Origin of the sequence: Aeromonas sp. ASNIH7, assembly GCF_002903485.1 — a bacterium.
GTDB classification, from domain to species: Bacteria; Pseudomonadota; Gammaproteobacteria; order Enterobacterales; family Aeromonadaceae; genus Aeromonas; species Aeromonas caviae.
Genome location: NZ_CP026226.1, coordinates 2,698,672 through 2,714,642, shown reverse-complemented (window position 1 = coordinate 2,714,642; position 15,971 = coordinate 2,698,672). Strand labels below are relative to the sequence as shown.

The following is a 15,971-nucleotide window of genomic DNA, read 5'->3' as shown; positions in this document are numbered from 1 at the left end:
CTTGGCTTTGGGGGGGTAAAAACGTATAGTGCTGGGCGATTAACCATCAGGTCTCCACTCAGGTTCCCCATTTATGTTCCAAGACAATCCGCTGCTGGCCCAGCTCAAGCAACAAATCCGCGAAAACATCCCCAAGAAAGAGGGTGTGATCCGCGCCTCCGATCGGGGCTTCGGCTTCCTGGAGGTCGATGAGAAGACCAGCTATTTCGTGCCGCCTCCCTACATGAAGAAGGTGATGCACGGTGACCGGGTGAGCGCCCTGATCCGCACTGAAAAAGAGAAAGAGGTGGCCGAGCCGGATGCCCTGCTGGAGCAGGCCGTCACCCGCTTCGTCGGCCGCGTCAAGATGTTCCGCGACCGCCTCAACGTGGTGCCCGACCACCCCCTCATCAAGGACGCCATCAAGGCCCGCGCCAAGAAGGGTCTGGACGAGAAATCCTTCAAGGAAGGGGACTGGGTGGTCGCCACCCTCAAGCGCCATGCCCTGGTGGACGGCAACTTCTCCGCCGAGATCACCCAGCTCATCGCCACCCAGGAAGATCACAACGTGCCCTGGTGGGTGGTGCTGGCACGCCACAACCTGGCCCAGATTGAACCGGCGGACCTGCCGGAGTGGAAGGTGATCGAAGAGGAAGAGCTGCCCCGCCGGGATCTGACCCAGGTTCCCTTCTTCACCATCGACGGTGCCAAGACCAAGGACATGGACGATGCCCTGGCCATCACCAAGCTGGAGAACGGCTGGGAGCTGCTGGTGGCCATCGCCGACCCGACCGCCTATGTGGCCGAGGGGAGCGAGCTGGACAAGGAGGCCGCCCAGCGCGCCTTCACCGTCTACATGCCGGGACGCAACGTACCCATGATCCCGCGCACCCTCTCCGACGAGCTCTGCTCCCTGAAAGAGGGCGAGGAGCGCAACACCCTGTGCGCCCGTCTGCTCATCGCCGAGGATGGCCTGCTGCTGGAGGAGACCGAGTTCTTCGCCGCCCGCATCAATTCCCATGCCCGTCTCAGCTATGACGACGTCTCCGACTGGGCCGAGCACGGCAAAGCGCTGGATATCGACGCCGGCGTCCTGGCCCAGCTGCCCCTGATGAAGGCGATGACGGAGGCCCGCATCAAGTGGCGTACCGAGCACGCCCTGGTGTTCCCGGACAGACCCGACTACGACTTCGAGCTGGGTGAAGACGGCGAAGTGCTGGCCATCCACGTGGAGCCGCGCCGCATCGCCAACCGCATGGTGGAAGAGTCGATGATCGCCGCCAACATCTGCGCTGGCCGCGTGCTGGGCAAAGAGGTCGGCTACGGCATCTTCAACGTCCACACCGGCTTTGACGAGGAGTCCCTGGACGGCGCCATCGAGCTGCTCAAGACCGCCGAGGCCCCGTTCGAGAAGGAAGAGATCGCGAGTCTCTCCGGCTTCTGCGCCCTGCGCCGCTGGATAGACAACCTGGACACCCGCTGGCTGGACGGCAAGATCCGCCGCTTCCAGAGCTATGCCCTGATGTCCGCCGAACCGGGCGCCCACTACGGCCTGGGTCTGGATGCCTACGCCACCTGGACCTCCCCCATCCGCAAATACGGCGACATGGTCAACCATCGCCTGCTCAAGGCGGTCATCGCCGGCAAGACCCCGGGTGAGCGCCCCAGCCTGGAGCTGACCGAGCACCTGACCGCCTGCCGCCGCCTGCACCGCATGGTGGAGCGCGACATCGGCGACTGGCTCTATGTGCGCTACCTCAAGGCCGATGCGGGCACCGACAAGGTGTTCAACGCCGAGATCATCGACGTGATGCGCGCCGGCCTCAAGCTGCGCCTGCAGGAGAACGGCGCCGTGGTGTTCATGCCCGCCCGCCATATCCTGGACAACAAGGATCGGCTGGAGTGCAACTGGGACAACGGTCGCGTCTATCTGGACAAGACCGAGGTGGTCTACGAGCTCGGCCAGATCATCGAGGTGAAGCTGACCGAGGCGGTGGAAGAGACCCGCTCCCTCATCGCCAAGCCGGCGGTGGATCTGGTGCCGGGTCCGGCACCGGTCGCCCCGACCAGCGAGGCCGATGCCGCGCCTGCCGACGAGGCCCCCAAGGCGCAGTGATCCCCCTGCTTGTCTGCTCTGCAAAAGCCCGCATCCTGCGGGCTTTTTTTATGGCTGCGCTCCGCGGGCAGACGGGATGGGAGACCCGCTCGCAGGCCCCTGCCTGCGTCGCGACCGGCAGGGAGGAGCGAGACGGGAGCGGATCAGGATCCGCCACCCGGGCGTCACAAGAGGCCCTTTCAGAACCGATCCTCTCGGGGGAAAAACTGAAAGTGGGTTACAAAATAAATGATTCATTGGTGATTAACGATGAACTGCGGCATATCCATCGTCATTACTTGCGAATACGAGGCGACAAACCATGACTCATTTGAGTGCAAAGTTTGGTTTTGTGACGATAGTCACGTTGACACCGTATTTGCGCAAACCACAAAACGAGACGTAAATCACAAAAAATTGACACCCAGAGGCGAGAAGATCGAAATGTAGCCGAAATACAGCGACTGACTGTGATCGTCATCACTATGTTGGGAGGGGGGAGGTCGGGGTATTTGAGATCCAGGTCACAAGACACCCCGTTTTCAGCCTAATTTGATCACAAGCTGGTAGATTGAAGTTGCTTAGACGACTGGGATGGGAGTTCGGCAAAACTCGTCATCCCGACTACCACTTTTAATCACACAGGCTTAAAACGGGGTCCCGACATGTTATCACCGGATACCAAAGTCAAGATACAGAATTTTGGACGCTTCCTGTCCAATATGGTCATGCCCAACATAGGCGCCTTCATCGCCTGGGGCTTCATCACCGCCCTCTTCATCCCCACTGGCTGGCTGCCCAATGAAACCTTGGCCAAGCTGGTCGGTCCCATGATCACCTACCTGCTGCCGCTGCTCATCGGCTATACCGGCGGCAAGCTGATGGGTGGTGAGCGCGGCGGCGTGGTCGGTGCCATCACCACCATGGGCGTCATCGTGGGGACCGACATCCCCATGTTCATGGGCGCCATGATGGTCGGCCCGCTGGGTGGCTGGGCCATCAAGCGCTTCGACAAGGCGATGGAAGGTCGCGTCAAGAGCGGCTTCGAGATGCTGGTGAACAACTTCTCCGCCGGCATCATCGGCATGTTGCTCGCCATTCTCGCCTTCTTCGTCATCGGTCCCTTCGTCAAGGTGCTCTCCGGCGCCCTGGCCGGTGGTGTCGACTTCCTGGTCGCCCACAGCCTGCTGCCGCTGACCTCCATTTTCGTCGAGCCGGCCAAGATCCTGTTCCTGAACAACGCCATCAACCACGGCATCTTCTCGCCGCTCGGGATCCAGCAAGCCACCGAACAGGGCCGCTCCATCTTCTTCCTGATCGAAGCGAACCCGGGTCCGGGCATGGGCGTGCTGCTGGCCTACATGGTGTTCGGCCGTGGCGCCGCCAAGCAGTCCGCAGCCGGTGCGTCCATCATCCACTTCTTCGGCGGCATCCACGAAATCTACTTCCCGTACGTGCTGATGAACCCGCGCCTCATCCTGGCGGTGATCGCAGGCGGCATGACCGGGGTCTTCACCCTGACCCTGTTCAACGCCGGTCTGGTCTCCCCCGCCTCCCCGGGCTCCATCTTCGCCGTGCTGCTGATGACGCCGAAAGCCTCCCTCATCGGGGTGCTGCTCTCCATCGTCGCCTCCGCCACCGTCTCCTTCCTGGTCGCTGCCGTGTTCGTCCGTGCCCAGCAGCCGGAAGCCGACGAGGCCGATGCCCTGGGTGAAGCCACCCGCAAGATGAAAGCCATGAAGGGTGCCAAGCCCGAGACCACCGCCGCCAAGAAGCCGGAAACCGAGCTGACCGCAGTGCGCAACATCGTCGTCGCCTGCGATGCGGGCATGGGCTCCAGCGCCATGGGCGCCGGCATGCTGCGCAAGCGGGTGCAGGCCGCCGGTCTCGACATCAGCGTGACCAACCGTGCCATCAACAACCTGGACGATCAGGTGGATCTGGTCATCACCCACAAGGATCTCACCGACCGTGCCCGTCGCCATGCGCCGCATGCACAGCACATTTCGCTGACCAACTTCCTCGACAACGCCCTCTATCAGGAGCTGGTGCAGAACCTCAGCCTGGCCAACGCGGCCAACGATGACGTCGCCAACCCGCAACTGCTGGTGGCGGCCAACGACGACAGCTACGAGCCGCAGGAGCCGGAAGTTTTCACCCTGAGCCTGCAGGACGTGCACCTGGGCCTCAAGGCCGAGAGCAAGGAAGCGGCCATCGTGACCGCCGGCAAGCTGCTGGCCGAGCGAGGCTATGTGGCACCGGACTACGTCGACGCCATGCTGGAGCGCGAACAGCTGGTCTCCACCTACCTCGGCGAATCCATCGCCGTGCCCCACGGCACCATCGCCGCCAAGGAGCACGTGAAGCGTACCGGCATCGTCATCTGCCAGTACCCGGCCGGAGTCGCCTTCGGCGAGGGCGCCGATGAGGTAGCGCGCCTGGTCATCGGCATTGCCGCCCGCAACGATGAACACATACAGGTCATAACCCGCCTGACCAATGCACTGGATGAGCCCGGTCTCGTCGACCGTCTGGCCAGCACCCAGGATCCCCAGGAGTTCCTGGATCTGCTGGGGGCCGAGCAGGCCGCGTTATCATCCGTCATCGTCTTTGGTTGTAGAGGTTAATATCATGAAAACATTGCATTTTGGTGCCGGCAACATCGGTCGGGGCTTCATCGGGAAACTGCTGGCTGACGCCAGCCATCAGGTCACCTTCGCCGACGTCAACGAGACCCTGATCGACCAGCTCAACCACCGCCAGGAGTACAAGGTGCACGTGGTGGGCACGGATCAGAAGCTGGACGTGGTGCGCAACGTTGCCGCCGTCAGCTCGGCCGGACACGAGGTGATCGCCCGTATCATCACCGCCGATCTGGTCACCACGGCGGTCGGCCCCAACATCCTGGACAAGATTGCCAGCACCCTGGCCAAGGGGCTGCAGGCCCGCTTCGATGCCGGCAACCTGACTCCCCTCAACGTCATCGCCTGCGAGAACATGGTGCGCGGCACCAGTCACCTCAAGGAGGAGGTACTCAAGTACCTGCCGGTCGCGTATCATGCCACCCTCGAGCAGTGCGTCGGCTTCGTCGACTCGGCGGTGGATCGCATCGTTCCGCCCGCCGCGGCGAACGACGATCCCCTGGAGGTGACGGTGGAGAGCTTCAGCGAGTGGATCGTCGATCGGACCCAGTTCAAGGGGGAGTTGCCCCAGGTGGCAGGCATGGAGCCCACCGACAACCTGATGGCCTTCGTCGAGCGCAAGCTGTTCACCCTCAACACCGGCCACATCGTCACCGCCTACCTCGGCAAGCTCAGGGGCTATCACACCGTGCGCGAGGCGATCGAGGATCCGCTGATCCGCAGCAAGGTACGCCGCGCCATGGAGGAGAGCGGGGCCGTGCTGGTGAAACGTTACGGCTTCGACCCGCGCCTGCACGCCGCCTACATCGAGAAGATCCTCTCCCGCTTCGCCAACCCCTACCTGGTGGACGAGATTGACCGGGTCGGTCGCCAGCCGCTGCGCAAGCTGGCGGCGGGGGACAGGCTGGTGAAGCCGCTGCTCGGCACCCTGGAGTACGGCCTGCCGAGCGATCACCTGCAGGAGGGCATCGCCGCCGCACTGCATTACCGCAATGAGGACGATCCCCAGGCGGTGGAGCTGCAGGCCATGCTGGCGGAACTTGGTCCGGCACGGACACTGGCCCGCGTCACCGGCCTGGATGAGCACAGCGATGTGGTACGCACCATCGTCGCCCGTTACAACAACTTGAAGTGACCTGATGGGGTGGCGTCACACCGCCCGTGACGGACCCCATACGATACAAACCGGGGGAGGGCCTGCTCTCCCCCTGTCAGCCGGACCCGAAGCACTTATGACCACACACCAGGAAGATGAAGTACTGGAGCGACTGAACGAGCAGGATGGCCCCCGCGGCTTCTTTCTCGAGGTCGTGACCATCCTGGAAGAGGCGGTCGACTCCCTGATGCGGCGAGCCTTTCGTCAGGAGGAGTATGCCGTCAAATACGCCATCGAACCCCTGCTCAACCAGAGCGGACCCCTCGGCCAGCTGGAGGTGCGCCTCAAGCTCATCTTCGCCCTCGGCCTCATCTCCCTCGAGCGCTATCAGGATCTCGAGGCATACCTGAAGATCCGCGACTTTCTGGTACGCGACCCCAAGGATTACCGCTTCAGCGACAAGCCGGTCCGCGATCTGCTCGAGCGCCTGAATGCCATCCAGCAGGGCAGCATGATGCCGCAGGATCCCCCGGCCAACGAGGAGGACTGGCCCCTCTACCAGATGCAGCTCAACCGGCTCGATCAGATGGTGCGCTCCGCCCTGGTGCTGGCGGTGACCGATTGCGTCACCGAACTCCACAAAGAGAGCCCCATCTGATCTGAGTGGCTCTCCCCTGCACGCCTGGCGGGTGTCATCTTGCCCCCCTTCCCCGCTACACTAGGTCCAACCCCATCACCTGTACGAGGTTGGCATGATTGCTCTCTCCCTCGCCGGAATAGCCCTCATCTCCCTGCTCGCCCAATGGCTTGCCTGGTCCGTGCGCGTTCCCGCCATTTTGTTCCTGCTGCTGAGCGGCCTCTTGCTCGGCCCGGTGACCGGTCTGCTCGATCCCGATCAGTTGCTGGGGGATCTGCTGTTTCCCCTGGTTTCCCTCTCGGTCGCCATCATCCTGTTTGAAGGAGCGCTGACCCTGCACCTGACCGAACTCAAGGGGATCGGCAAGGTGGTACGCAACCTCTGCTCCACCGGCATGGTGACCAGCTTTGCCGTCATCGGCGCCGCCAGCTACTTCCTGCTTGGGCTGGACTGGCGGGTCGCCATGGTGCTCGGCGCCGTGCTGGTAGTGACCGGCCCCACGGTGATCGCCCCCATGCTCAACGTGATCCGCCCGGTCCGGGAGGTGGACAAGATCCTGCGCTGGGAGGGGATCGTCATCGACCCCATCGGCGCCCTGTTCGCGGTACTGGTGTTCGAGGCGGTGCGCCTCGGCAGCCAGGGAGATCTGGTCGGTCATACCCTGCTGGCCCTGGCCAAGACGGTGGGAGTGGGGTCGCTCATCGGGGTCGGTGCCGGCTGGCTCACCACCCTGCTCATCCGCAAGGACTGGCTGCCGGTCAGCCTGCACAAGTTCGGGGTACTGGCGCTGGTGCTGGTGACCTTCACCCTGTCTGACTGGCTCAGTCACGAATCCGGCCTGCTGGCGGTGACGGTGTTCGGCATCTGGCTCGCCAACCAGGAGGGGCTGGATCTGGAGGAGGTGCTGGCCTTCAAGGAGGATCTCGCCGTCATTCTCATCTCCTCCCTCTTCATCCTGCTGGCGGCCCGCCTCGATCTGGCCCAGCTCTGGCAGCTCGGCCCCATGGTTCTGGCCCTGCTGTGCGTGGTGCAGTTCGTGGCCCGTCCGCTCTGCATCCTGGTCTCGACCCGGGGGTCGGACCTGCCCTGGCGCGCCCGCGCCCTGCTCGCCTGGATAGCCCCCCGGGGCATAGTGGCGGCGGCGGTCAGCGCCTCCTTCGCCATCAGCATGCATGAGGCCGGCATCGAGGATGCCGACAAGCTGGTGCCCCTGGTGTTTGCGGTCATCATCTTCACCGTGGTGCTGCAGAGCCTGACGGCCACGCCATTGGCCAGATTGCTCGACATGCGCCAGAGCGCCCCCAATGTCTGGCTGCTCATCGGCGCCAACTCGGTTGCCCGGGCCATCGGCAAGGCGCTGGCGGATCAGGGGATCCCGGTGCAGCTCTCCGATCCTGCCTGGGAGCACTGCAAGCTGGCCCGCATGAGCGGCCTGCCCTGCTACTTCGGCAACCCCCAGTCGGAGCACGCCGAGCGGCACCTGCCCCTCACCAGCATCAGCACCGTGCTGGCGCTCTCTCCCAGCCGCCACAACAACGCCCTCGGGGTGCTGCACTTCGCCCACCTCTACGGGGAGGAGAAGGTCCACTCCCTGCGTTCCAGCGAACAGCACGGCAAGGCCAACCGGGAGAGCGCCACCTTCCGTGCCCGCCAGAACCTGTTCGGCGCCGACATCAACTTCGCCAGGCTGAGCGGCCTGCTGAGCCGGGGCGGGCAGATCAAGGCGACCCGCCTGAGCGACACCTTCGACTGGGACCAGTATCAGGAGGCCAATCCCGGCGCCATTCCTCTGTTCGTGCTGGATGCCAAGGCCAGACCCAGGGTGGTCACCGGCCCTGTCACGCCGCTGCCCGGGGAGCTGCTGATCGCCCTGCAACCGCCCCGTGAGGGGGCGACGGGGCCCTGATCCGATGACGGCGCCAACGGGAAGGAGAACTAGACTTGAGGGTGGCGCCATGAGTCATAGGAGGATGTCATGACAGTCAGTGAATTGCGCGCGCTTCACCAGCAGCACAGGTTCAAGGAGGCGGAGATCATGCACGACATCGTCTCCCCCGGCTGGATCGTGGAGTTCAGGGGGCAGGACGGCCACCTCTACGTGATGACGGACACCCTGGGGTGCCCCATGAGTTTCTCGTCCACCGAGGAGGCACGGGACCACATCCACCTGGTGGCCGACTGCCCCGTCCAGGTCGAGCACCTCTACCGCTTCTTCGAACGCTGAACAGCCATCGAAAAAGGCTCCCGAGGGAGCCTTTTCTCATTCCGGCTGCGTGGACTCAGCCTCCTTTCCCTCCAGCCGCCTCACCGGCTTTTGCAGAATAAGGTTCGCCGGATAGGTGACCAGATCGCCGTTGTCATCCCGCACCCGCACGTAGAAGAGGCCGATCTCGGTGATGATGCCGGTGACGGAGTCATCCTTGTCGAGGATGCGGATGCGATCGCCAATCTTGTAGGGGAAGGCGAAGAAGATGGTGATGCTGGCGGTGATGTTGGAGAGGATCGACCACTGGGCCACCATGGCGACCCCCAGTACCGCGAAGAAGGAGGAGGCGAGCACCACCAGCCGGGAGAAGTCGAGCCCCCAGACCCCGGCCAGGATCAGCAGGGTGGCGCAGCCCAGCAGGAAGTGGAATACGTGCTCCACGTAGAGTACCCGGTTCTCGCTCACCTGCCGGCTCTGGCCAAGGGCCATCAGGCTCTTGTGAATGAGGCCGCGCACCAGGGTGTGCCCCAGCAACAGCAGCAGGGTCACGCCAAAAGATTCCCATGTCGTCATGTTCACCCCTTACCACCAGCGCCTGTGCTTGAGCCAGACCGCCAGTCCGGTCGCCAGCACCAGCAGGAAGCCACAGAACACCCAGAAGGCGGTCGGACTCTCGGCCCCGGGGATCCCCCCCAGGTTGATGCCGAACAGGCCGGTCAGGAAGCTGGCGGGCAGGAACAGCAGCGCCATCACCGACATCTGGTAGGCACGGCGGTTGGTCGCCTCCGCCATCAGGTTGTTGATCTCGTCCGCCAGCACGGCGGTGCGCGCCACCCCGGCATCCAGATCGTCGAGCCAGCGCCGCAAGCGGTCGGCGATGTCGAGCAGGCGTCGCCTGTCATCTTCGTCCAGCCAGCTGATCTTCTCGTTGGCCAGGCGCGCCACCAGATCCCGCTGGGGGGAGAGGTAGCGACGGATCATGATGAGCTGCTTGCGGATGCGCGCAAGCCGACCGTTGGCGGGCAGGTCGCGCATCAGCACCATCTCCTCCAGATCCAGGATCTGGTCGTGCAGCTCCTCGACGAACTCCCCGGCCCGGTCGGTCAGGGCGTCGCATATCTCCACCAGCCAGTCGGCGGGTGTGTCGGCACCGCCCCCCAGCGACAGCTGCTCGAACACATCTTTCTCGGAGAGCAGCGGACGACGTCGGCTGCTGATGATGAGATCCGGCGTGATGAAGATCCGCAGGGCCACCATCTCTTCAGGCCTGTGATCCTTGTTGTGGTTGATGCCGCGCAGGATCAGCAGCACCGTCTCCCCCATCCGCACCAGCTTGGGACGATTGCTCTGGCCGAGCAAGGCCTCCCGGGCCGCCTCCCCCAGCAGCGGCGTCTGCAGCAGCCAGCGCGCCGACTCCGGGTTGCCGTAGTCCAGATGCAGCCAGCCGGGCTGGGTACAGGGGATCTCGCTACCTTCGGCCAGCGGGGTCATGCCCCCCTTGCCGTCCAGGGTCAGGCCATAAATCACGTCACCGGGCACCCGATCCATCTCGTCTCCTTCTCGTTTCATGTGCAGGCCCCAGCTTACACCAAAGGCGGGGACGACTCAGCCCCGGGGCAGCCGCCCCGCACCAGCCATGCTAAGATGCGCCACCCGTTCCAGACACAGGAAGCCATGCCATGCCCATCTGGGTTGATGCCGATGCCTGCCCCATCCCGGTCAAGGAGATCCTCTACCGCGCCGCCCACCGCGCCCAGGTGGTGACCACGCTAGTGGCCAACCAGGGGCTCAGAGTCCCCCCCTCCCCCTTCATCAAGACCCAGCAGGTGGAAAAGGGCTTCGATGTGGCAGATCATGTCATCGCCCAGCAGGTCAAGCCAGGCGACCTGGTGATCACCGGCGACATTCCCCTCGCCTCCTGGGTCATCGACGCCGGGGGCGAGGCGCTCAATCCCCGGGGTGAGATCTACACCCGGGAGACCATCCAGGCACGGCTCGGGATGCGCAACTTCATGGAGGAGCTGCGCTCTGCCGGCGTCCAGACCGGTGGCCCTGCGCCCTTCAACGCCGCCGACAAGCAGCGCTTCGCCAATGCGCTGGACAAGTGGCTGGTCAGGGGCAAGCTGAGCTGATCACCCTCTCCCCGGCCCCCTGCCGGGGAGAGCCATTCATTTCCCTTTTCCCTTAATTCTTCCTTAATGCTCCTTGATTAGCCTTGCGACTGTTGACCCAACCACCCGCAAGGAGCAAGCAATGAAACTGACCCCCCTGTTGTTACTGATCCCCCTGTTGAGCGGCGCAGCCCTGGCCGACCCCCAATGCACCCAGGCCGACAAGAGCAAGTGGATGAGCGAAGCCGACGCCCAGCAGCAGATCAAGGCGATGGGCTACGACATCAAGAAGTTCAAGGCCACCAAGACCGGCTGCTACGAGATCTACGGCTGGGACAAGGAGAAGCGCAAGGTCGAGATCTACTTCGACCCGACCGACCTGAAAAAGGTGAAAGAAGAGATCGACGAGTAACGCCGCCCCGGGCCGGTCTTCCCCCGGCCCCCACCATGGAGCCTTGCCATGACACCTGCCTCTGAAGTGAAAGTCTGGGATCCCCTCATCCGGGTGTTTCACTGGGCGACCGTCACCCTCTGCCTGCTCAACTTCTTCGTGCTGGAAGAGGGCAGCAAACCCCACAGATATGCTGGCTACGCGGTGGGCATCCTGCTCATCATCCGCCTGCTGTGGGGGCTGGTCGGCCCCTATTACGCCCGCTTCGGCCAGTGGTGGCCAACTCCTGCCCGGGTCCGCTACTACCTGCGTCAGCTCGCCCAGGGGCGCCACCCCTACTACCTCGGCCACAATCCGGTCGGCTCCCTGATGATCTGGTTGCTGCTGCTGTCCCTGGTCGGGACCGTCGTCACCGGCTGGCTCACCACCTGGGATGCCTTCTGGGGCGAGGAGTGGCTGGAGGAGCTGCACGGCATCATCGCCAACACCCTGATGGCCGCCGTTGGCGTCCATGCGGCAGTGGTACTCCTGACCGATCGCCTCACCCGCAGCGATTTGGTCCGCGCCATGGTGCTGGGCAAAAAGCGGGTCCCCGCCAACATCAAGGTGGAAGACCCCCGCGCTTGATGGCCGGGCTGCCGACCAGTCCCCTCCTCTGTTCACCCGCTCATCTGCCCAAAAAAAGACCCCCTGCCAAGGCAGGGGGTCGTCATGAGCAGCGCGGGGGGAGGACCTAGATCATCACACCGGCAATCACGGCGGAGAGCAGGCTCACCAGGGTGGAGCCATAGACCAGCTTCAAACCGAAGCGGGAAACCATGTTGCCCTTCTCTTCGTTGAGCGCCTTCACCGCACCGGCAATGATGCCGATGGAGCTGAAGTTGGCGAACGACACCATGAAGATGGAGAGGATGCCGACGGTGCGCGGGGAGAGCTCGGCGGCAATCTTGCCCAGATCCATCATGGCCACGAACTCGTTGGTCACCAGCTTGGTCGCCATGATGGAGCCGGCCTGCAGCGCTTCACTGCCCGGGATGCCCAGGATCCAGGCAACGGGATAGAAGATGTAGCCCATGACGTGCTGGAAGTTGACGCCAAACGCCGCCTCGAACAGGTAGTTGATGAGAGCGATCAGGGCGATGAAGCCCACCAGCATGGCACCGACGATCACCGCCACGGTGAAACCGGCCATGATGTACTCCCCCAGCATCTCGAAGAAGTTCTCCTTCTTCGGCGTGTGGTGCTCGTCACCCTCGGCCAGCGCCTTGGCATCGGTCACGGTGTTGTCGGGCTCGTAGGGGTTGATGAGGGAGAGCACCACGAAGGTGCTGAACATGTTGAGTACCAGTGCGGCCACCACGTAGCGCGGTTCGATCAGCTGCATGTAGGCACCGACGATGGACATGGAGACGGTGGACATGGCTGTCGCCGCCAGGGTGTACATCTGCTTCTCGTTCAGGTGCGGCAGTATGTTCTTGAGGGCGATGAAGTTCTCGGACTGACCGACGATCATGGAGCTGATGGCGTTGAAGGACTCCAGCTTGCCCATACCGTTGATCCTGGCCAGCACGGTGCCGATGCCACGAATGACGATGGGCAGCAGACGGATGTACTGCAAAATGCCGATCAACACGGAGATGAAGACGATGGGCATCAGCACCATCAGGAAGAAGGAGAAGGCCCCTTCGTTGACCAGACCGCCGAACACGAAGTCGGTCCCCTGCTTGGCAAACTCCATCAGCTTGGTGAAGCCGGCGGCAAAGCCACCCACCACCGCCAGACCCACTTCGGAGTTGAGCATGAACCAGGCGAGCGCCAGCTCGACCACCAGCAGCTGGCCGATGTAACGCAGCTTGATCTGTTTCCAGTTGCGGCGGTTTGCCAGCAACGCCAATGCCAGGACCATCACGAGTCCGAGCAAGAAATGAACGTATTCCATACCAGTAGCACCCATTGAATTGTTATTTTTGACCGGCGCCATCATAAAGAACTGCATATTTAAAAATCAGAGAATCATCACAATCCGCGGTAAAAATATGCATGCGAAATAATACAAACGTTTTTAAATTAATTGCCAAGACACATGATTATTAATCGTCATTGAGAAAGCTTAAAAATAAATCAAAAACAATAAGTTATGCTATTTCATTAATTTTATTCCTCATTCGTATATATATTTCATAACGGCTATATCCCATATGGCATCCTCCGATGACTTATCATCACCAGGACATGTTTAATTAAAAACGTTTTCTCGCCATTCATCATGATCTGGCCATGACCACCCTGTTCCATTGTGCTCTTTTTACATACCGCAAGCCCGCCAACGCAGACAGAAGCCTCCATCGGCAACCCATGACACCAACCGTTCAAATATTCACCGCATCCGGCGGCACATTCTGGTATGATGCGCCCCCTTGCGCACCGCGCACCCCCATTTCTGATTTTCCGACATAGAGTCCTTTTGTGAACAACAGCGAATTTAGCAGCCTGAACCTCTCCTCCGCCCTGCAGGACAACCTCGCCAGCCTGGGCTATCTGCAGATGACCCCGATCCAGGCCCAGAGCCTGCCCCTGGTGCTCGACGGCAAAGATTTGATCGCCAAGGCGAAAACCGGCAGCGGCAAGACCGCGGCCTTCGGCCTGGGTCTGCTGGCCAAGCTGGACGTCAACCGGCTGGCCGTGCAGGCGCTGGTGCTCTGTCCGACCCGCGAGCTGGCGGATCAGGTGGCCACCGAGATCCGCCGTCTTGCCCGCACCCTGCCCAACGTCAAGCTGGTGACCCTGTGCGGCGGCACCCCGACCGCACCGCAATCCGCCACCCTGGGATTTGGCGCCCACATCGCCGTCGGCACCCCGGGCCGGATCCTCAAGCACCTGGAGCAGGGCACCCTTGAGCTCGACGACCTCAAGACGCTGGTGCTGGACGAAGCGGATCGCATGCTGGACATGGGCTTTGGCGAAGACATCAACCGCGTCATCAGCCACGCCCCGCGGGATCGCCAGACCCTGCTGTTCTCCGCCACCTATCCGGAAGGGATCGCCCAGATGAGCCGCGGCGTGCAACGCAACCCGGTGGAGGTGAGCGTGGAGTCCCTGCATGAAGAGAGCGCCATCGAACAGAAGCTGTATGAAGTGCCGGCCGGCCAGCGCCTCGATGCCCTCACCTGGCTGCTCAGCCACTACCAACCGGGCTCCTGCGTGGTGTTCTGCAACACCAAGCGCGCCTGCAACGACGTGGCTGATCACCTGGCCGCCAAGGGCTTCTCGGCGCTGGCGCTGAATGGCGATCTGGAGCAGCGTGAGCGGGATCAGGTGCTGGTGCGCTTCGCCAACGGCAGCGCCACCATACTGGTCGCCACCGACGTGGCGGCCCGCGGCCTCGACATCAAGGAGCTGGGCGCCGTCATCAACTACGAGCTCACCTACGACCCCGAGGTGCATGTGCACCGCATCGGCCGTACCGGCCGCGCCGGCCAGCAGGGCCTGGCCCTGAGCCTCTACCAGCCGAACGAGGCCCAGCGCGTCAACTTCATCGAGGAGTACCAGCAGGCCCCCATTCCCCAGGGCGACCTGGCCGGGATCGGCCGCGACATCAAGCCGATCGCGCCGCAGATGGTGACCCTCTCCATCGATGCGGGCCGCAAGAGCAAGGTGCGTGCCGGTGACATCCTCGGCGCCCTGACCGGCGAAGGCGGCATTGCCGGGGCCGATGTGGGCAAAATCCAGATTTCCGAGCAGTACTCCTACGTGGCGGTGAAGCGCCAGGTGGCGAGCGCCGCCCTCAAGCGGTTGCAGGAAGGCAAGATCAAGGGGCGCAGCTACCGTGCCCGCAAACTGGGCTAAGGTATTTCACACGCCCGGCCAGACCACAGGCGCCTGACAGGCGCCTGTTTCATATCATTCGCCGCCATGCGGCAAGACAGGTGACATGACCCAAGCAATCCAGAGCGATGTGAGCTGCCAGAACTGCGAAGCCTGCTGCTGCCGCCTCGAGGTGATGCTCTTCACCGACACCGGCGTGCCGGACCGCTATATCGAGGAACGGGAAGGAGAAGTGCCCGTGATGCACAGACTGGAAGATGGCTGGTGCGCCGCCCTCGACCGCAACACCATGATGTGTCGCATCTACGAGGTGCGGCCGCTTATCTGCCGTGAATTCGAGATGGGGGAGCCCGACTGCCTCGACGAGCGGGACAAGTGGTTCATCAGGCTAGAATGAACGGGAAGTTCAACCCGTGCTGACGTGGATCTCCTTGCCTTGCAGCCCCTCGAGGCGCTGTGTCAGCCAGTGGATGGCCTGTGCTTCCTCCTCGAAATAGCGCACCTCCTGAAAGGGAAGCTCGCTGAAGACGTGATCCGCCAGATAACGTTTGAAATCCCCGATCATGACCACCGCCAGAAAGGCGCAGCCATGGGTGGCGCACCAGTTGAACTGGCGACGAAAACGGGCCAGCACCTCGGGGCCGGCGGCCTCGAACTCGGTCGCGACCTCGACGATGCCCCAGGGGGCTCCCTGCAAACGGCTTATCTGCTGGCTGAACTTGCCCTCATAGGCCATGGCGCCTGCCAGGTTGAAAGGGCCGCTCGGCCGACAGATCAGCAGTTGCCCTTGTCGCTGCATCTCAAAATGGCCGTGTGCTTGCACGTTCACCTCCTGCCTTGAGTCCTTCGCTGCGGCTGATATGCCCTGTGTTGCCACAAAGTAAGAATTTATCCCCGAAAAGTCCATGAAGCTCCCCGCATTGTGAACGGAAAGCTCCATTCAACCCCCGTTTTTACCCCGGTGGCGGAATGTACATTTCTTCGACATG

15 protein-coding genes are annotated in these 15,971 nt (G+C 62.7%); 11 read left to right on the top strand and 4 right to left on the bottom strand.

The window, feature by feature from the left end; translation table 11 throughout:
- Window positions 1-73: 73 nt before the first annotated feature.
- From C2U47_RS12730 to C2U47_RS12705, 6 genes are all read left to right on the top strand, one after another.
- A complete protein-coding gene (locus C2U47_RS12730) occupies window positions 74-2,095 on the top strand; it encodes an exoribonuclease II (protein ID WP_049637234.1) in 2,022 nt (673 codons plus the stop codon).
- Window positions 2,096-2,739: 644 nt separating this feature from the next.
- On the top strand, window positions 2,740-4,701 hold the full coding sequence (locus C2U47_RS12725; RefSeq protein WP_053288790.1) for a PTS mannitol transporter subunit IICBA: 1,962 nt from the start codon (window positions 2,740-2,742) through the stop codon (window positions 4,699-4,701).
- Between the two features lie 4 nt (window positions 4,702-4,705).
- Entirely contained in the window at window positions 4,706-5,851 is a 1,146-nt protein-coding gene (locus C2U47_RS12720; protein ID WP_042015428.1) for a mannitol-1-phosphate 5-dehydrogenase, read from the top strand.
- Window positions 5,852-5,948: 97 nt separating this feature from the next.
- Complete coding sequence (locus C2U47_RS12715) at window positions 5,949-6,470, top strand: MltR family transcriptional regulator (RefSeq protein ID WP_010672759.1); 522 nt, start codon at window positions 5,949-5,951, stop codon at window positions 6,468-6,470.
- 94 nt (window positions 6,471-6,564) lie between these two features.
- Entirely contained in the window at window positions 6,565-8,355 is a 1,791-nt protein-coding gene (locus C2U47_RS12710; protein WP_041214376.1) for a cation:proton antiporter, read from the top strand.
- A 69-nt stretch (window positions 8,356-8,424) separates the two neighbouring features.
- A complete protein-coding gene (locus tag C2U47_RS12705; protein ID WP_010672757.1) occupies window positions 8,425-8,673 on the top strand; it encodes a hypothetical protein in 249 nt (82 codons plus the stop codon).
- A 36-nt stretch (window positions 8,674-8,709) separates the two neighbouring features.
- Here the strand turns inward: C2U47_RS12705 and C2U47_RS12700 are convergent, their stop codons facing one another.
- Together C2U47_RS12700 and zntB are read right to left on the bottom strand one after the other, a co-directional pair.
- Complete coding sequence (locus C2U47_RS12700; RefSeq protein ID WP_039039767.1) at window positions 8,710-9,228, bottom strand: mechanosensitive ion channel domain-containing protein; 519 nt, start codon at window positions 9,226-9,228, stop codon at window positions 8,710-8,712.
- A gap of 9 nt (window positions 9,229-9,237) precedes the next feature.
- Window positions 9,238-10,203: a zinc transporter ZntB gene (gene zntB / locus C2U47_RS12695; protein ID WP_174217498.1), complete on the bottom strand. Its 966-nt coding sequence runs from the start codon at window positions 10,201-10,203 to the stop codon at window positions 9,238-9,240.
- A 131-nt stretch (window positions 10,204-10,334) separates the two neighbouring features.
- On the opposite strand from zntB, the gene C2U47_RS12690 reads away from it, so the two are divergent.
- The 3 genes from C2U47_RS12690 (at window position 10,335) to C2U47_RS12680 (ending at window position 11,784) form a co-directional block, all read left to right on the top strand.
- Window positions 10,335-10,787 carry a YaiI/YqxD family protein gene (locus tag C2U47_RS12690; protein ID WP_039039769.1) on the top strand — a complete coding sequence of 151 codons (453 nt, stop codon included), beginning with the start codon at window positions 10,335-10,337 and terminating at the stop codon, window positions 10,785-10,787.
- A 121-nt stretch (window positions 10,788-10,908) separates the two neighbouring features.
- On the top strand, window positions 10,909-11,178 hold the full coding sequence (locus tag C2U47_RS12685) for a PepSY domain-containing protein (protein WP_010672753.1): 270 nt from the start codon (window positions 10,909-10,911) through the stop codon (window positions 11,176-11,178).
- A 48-nt stretch (window positions 11,179-11,226) separates the two neighbouring features.
- Window positions 11,227-11,784 (top strand): cytochrome b/b6 domain-containing protein, encoded by a 558-nt coding sequence (locus tag C2U47_RS12680; protein WP_041214375.1) that lies wholly within the window; start codon window positions 11,227-11,229, stop codon window positions 11,782-11,784.
- 106 nt (window positions 11,785-11,890) lie between these two features.
- Here C2U47_RS12680 and C2U47_RS12675 read toward each other — a convergent pair whose 3' ends face one another.
- Window positions 11,891-13,096 (bottom strand): NupC/NupG family nucleoside CNT transporter, encoded by a 1,206-nt coding sequence (locus C2U47_RS12675; protein ID WP_043154001.1) that lies wholly within the window; start codon window positions 13,094-13,096, stop codon window positions 11,891-11,893.
- Between the two features lie 527 nt (window positions 13,097-13,623).
- Between C2U47_RS12675 and dbpA the strand changes: the two genes are divergently transcribed.
- Both dbpA and C2U47_RS12665 read left to right on the top strand, forming a co-directional pair.
- Window positions 13,624-15,003 carry an ATP-dependent RNA helicase DbpA gene (gene dbpA / locus C2U47_RS12670; protein WP_039039771.1) on the top strand — a complete coding sequence of 460 codons (1,380 nt, stop codon included), beginning with the start codon at window positions 13,624-13,626 and terminating at the stop codon, window positions 15,001-15,003.
- 85 nt (window positions 15,004-15,088) lie between these two features.
- Window positions 15,089-15,379, top strand: a complete 291-nt coding sequence (locus C2U47_RS12665) for a YkgJ family cysteine cluster protein (RefSeq protein WP_039039772.1) — start codon at window positions 15,089-15,091, stop codon at window positions 15,377-15,379.
- 9 nt (window positions 15,380-15,388) lie between these two features.
- Here the strand turns inward: C2U47_RS12665 and C2U47_RS12660 are convergent, their stop codons facing one another.
- Complete coding sequence (locus tag C2U47_RS12660; protein WP_200164893.1) at window positions 15,389-15,781, bottom strand: hypothetical protein; 393 nt, start codon at window positions 15,779-15,781, stop codon at window positions 15,389-15,391.
- Window positions 15,782-15,971 lie beyond the last annotated feature (190 nt).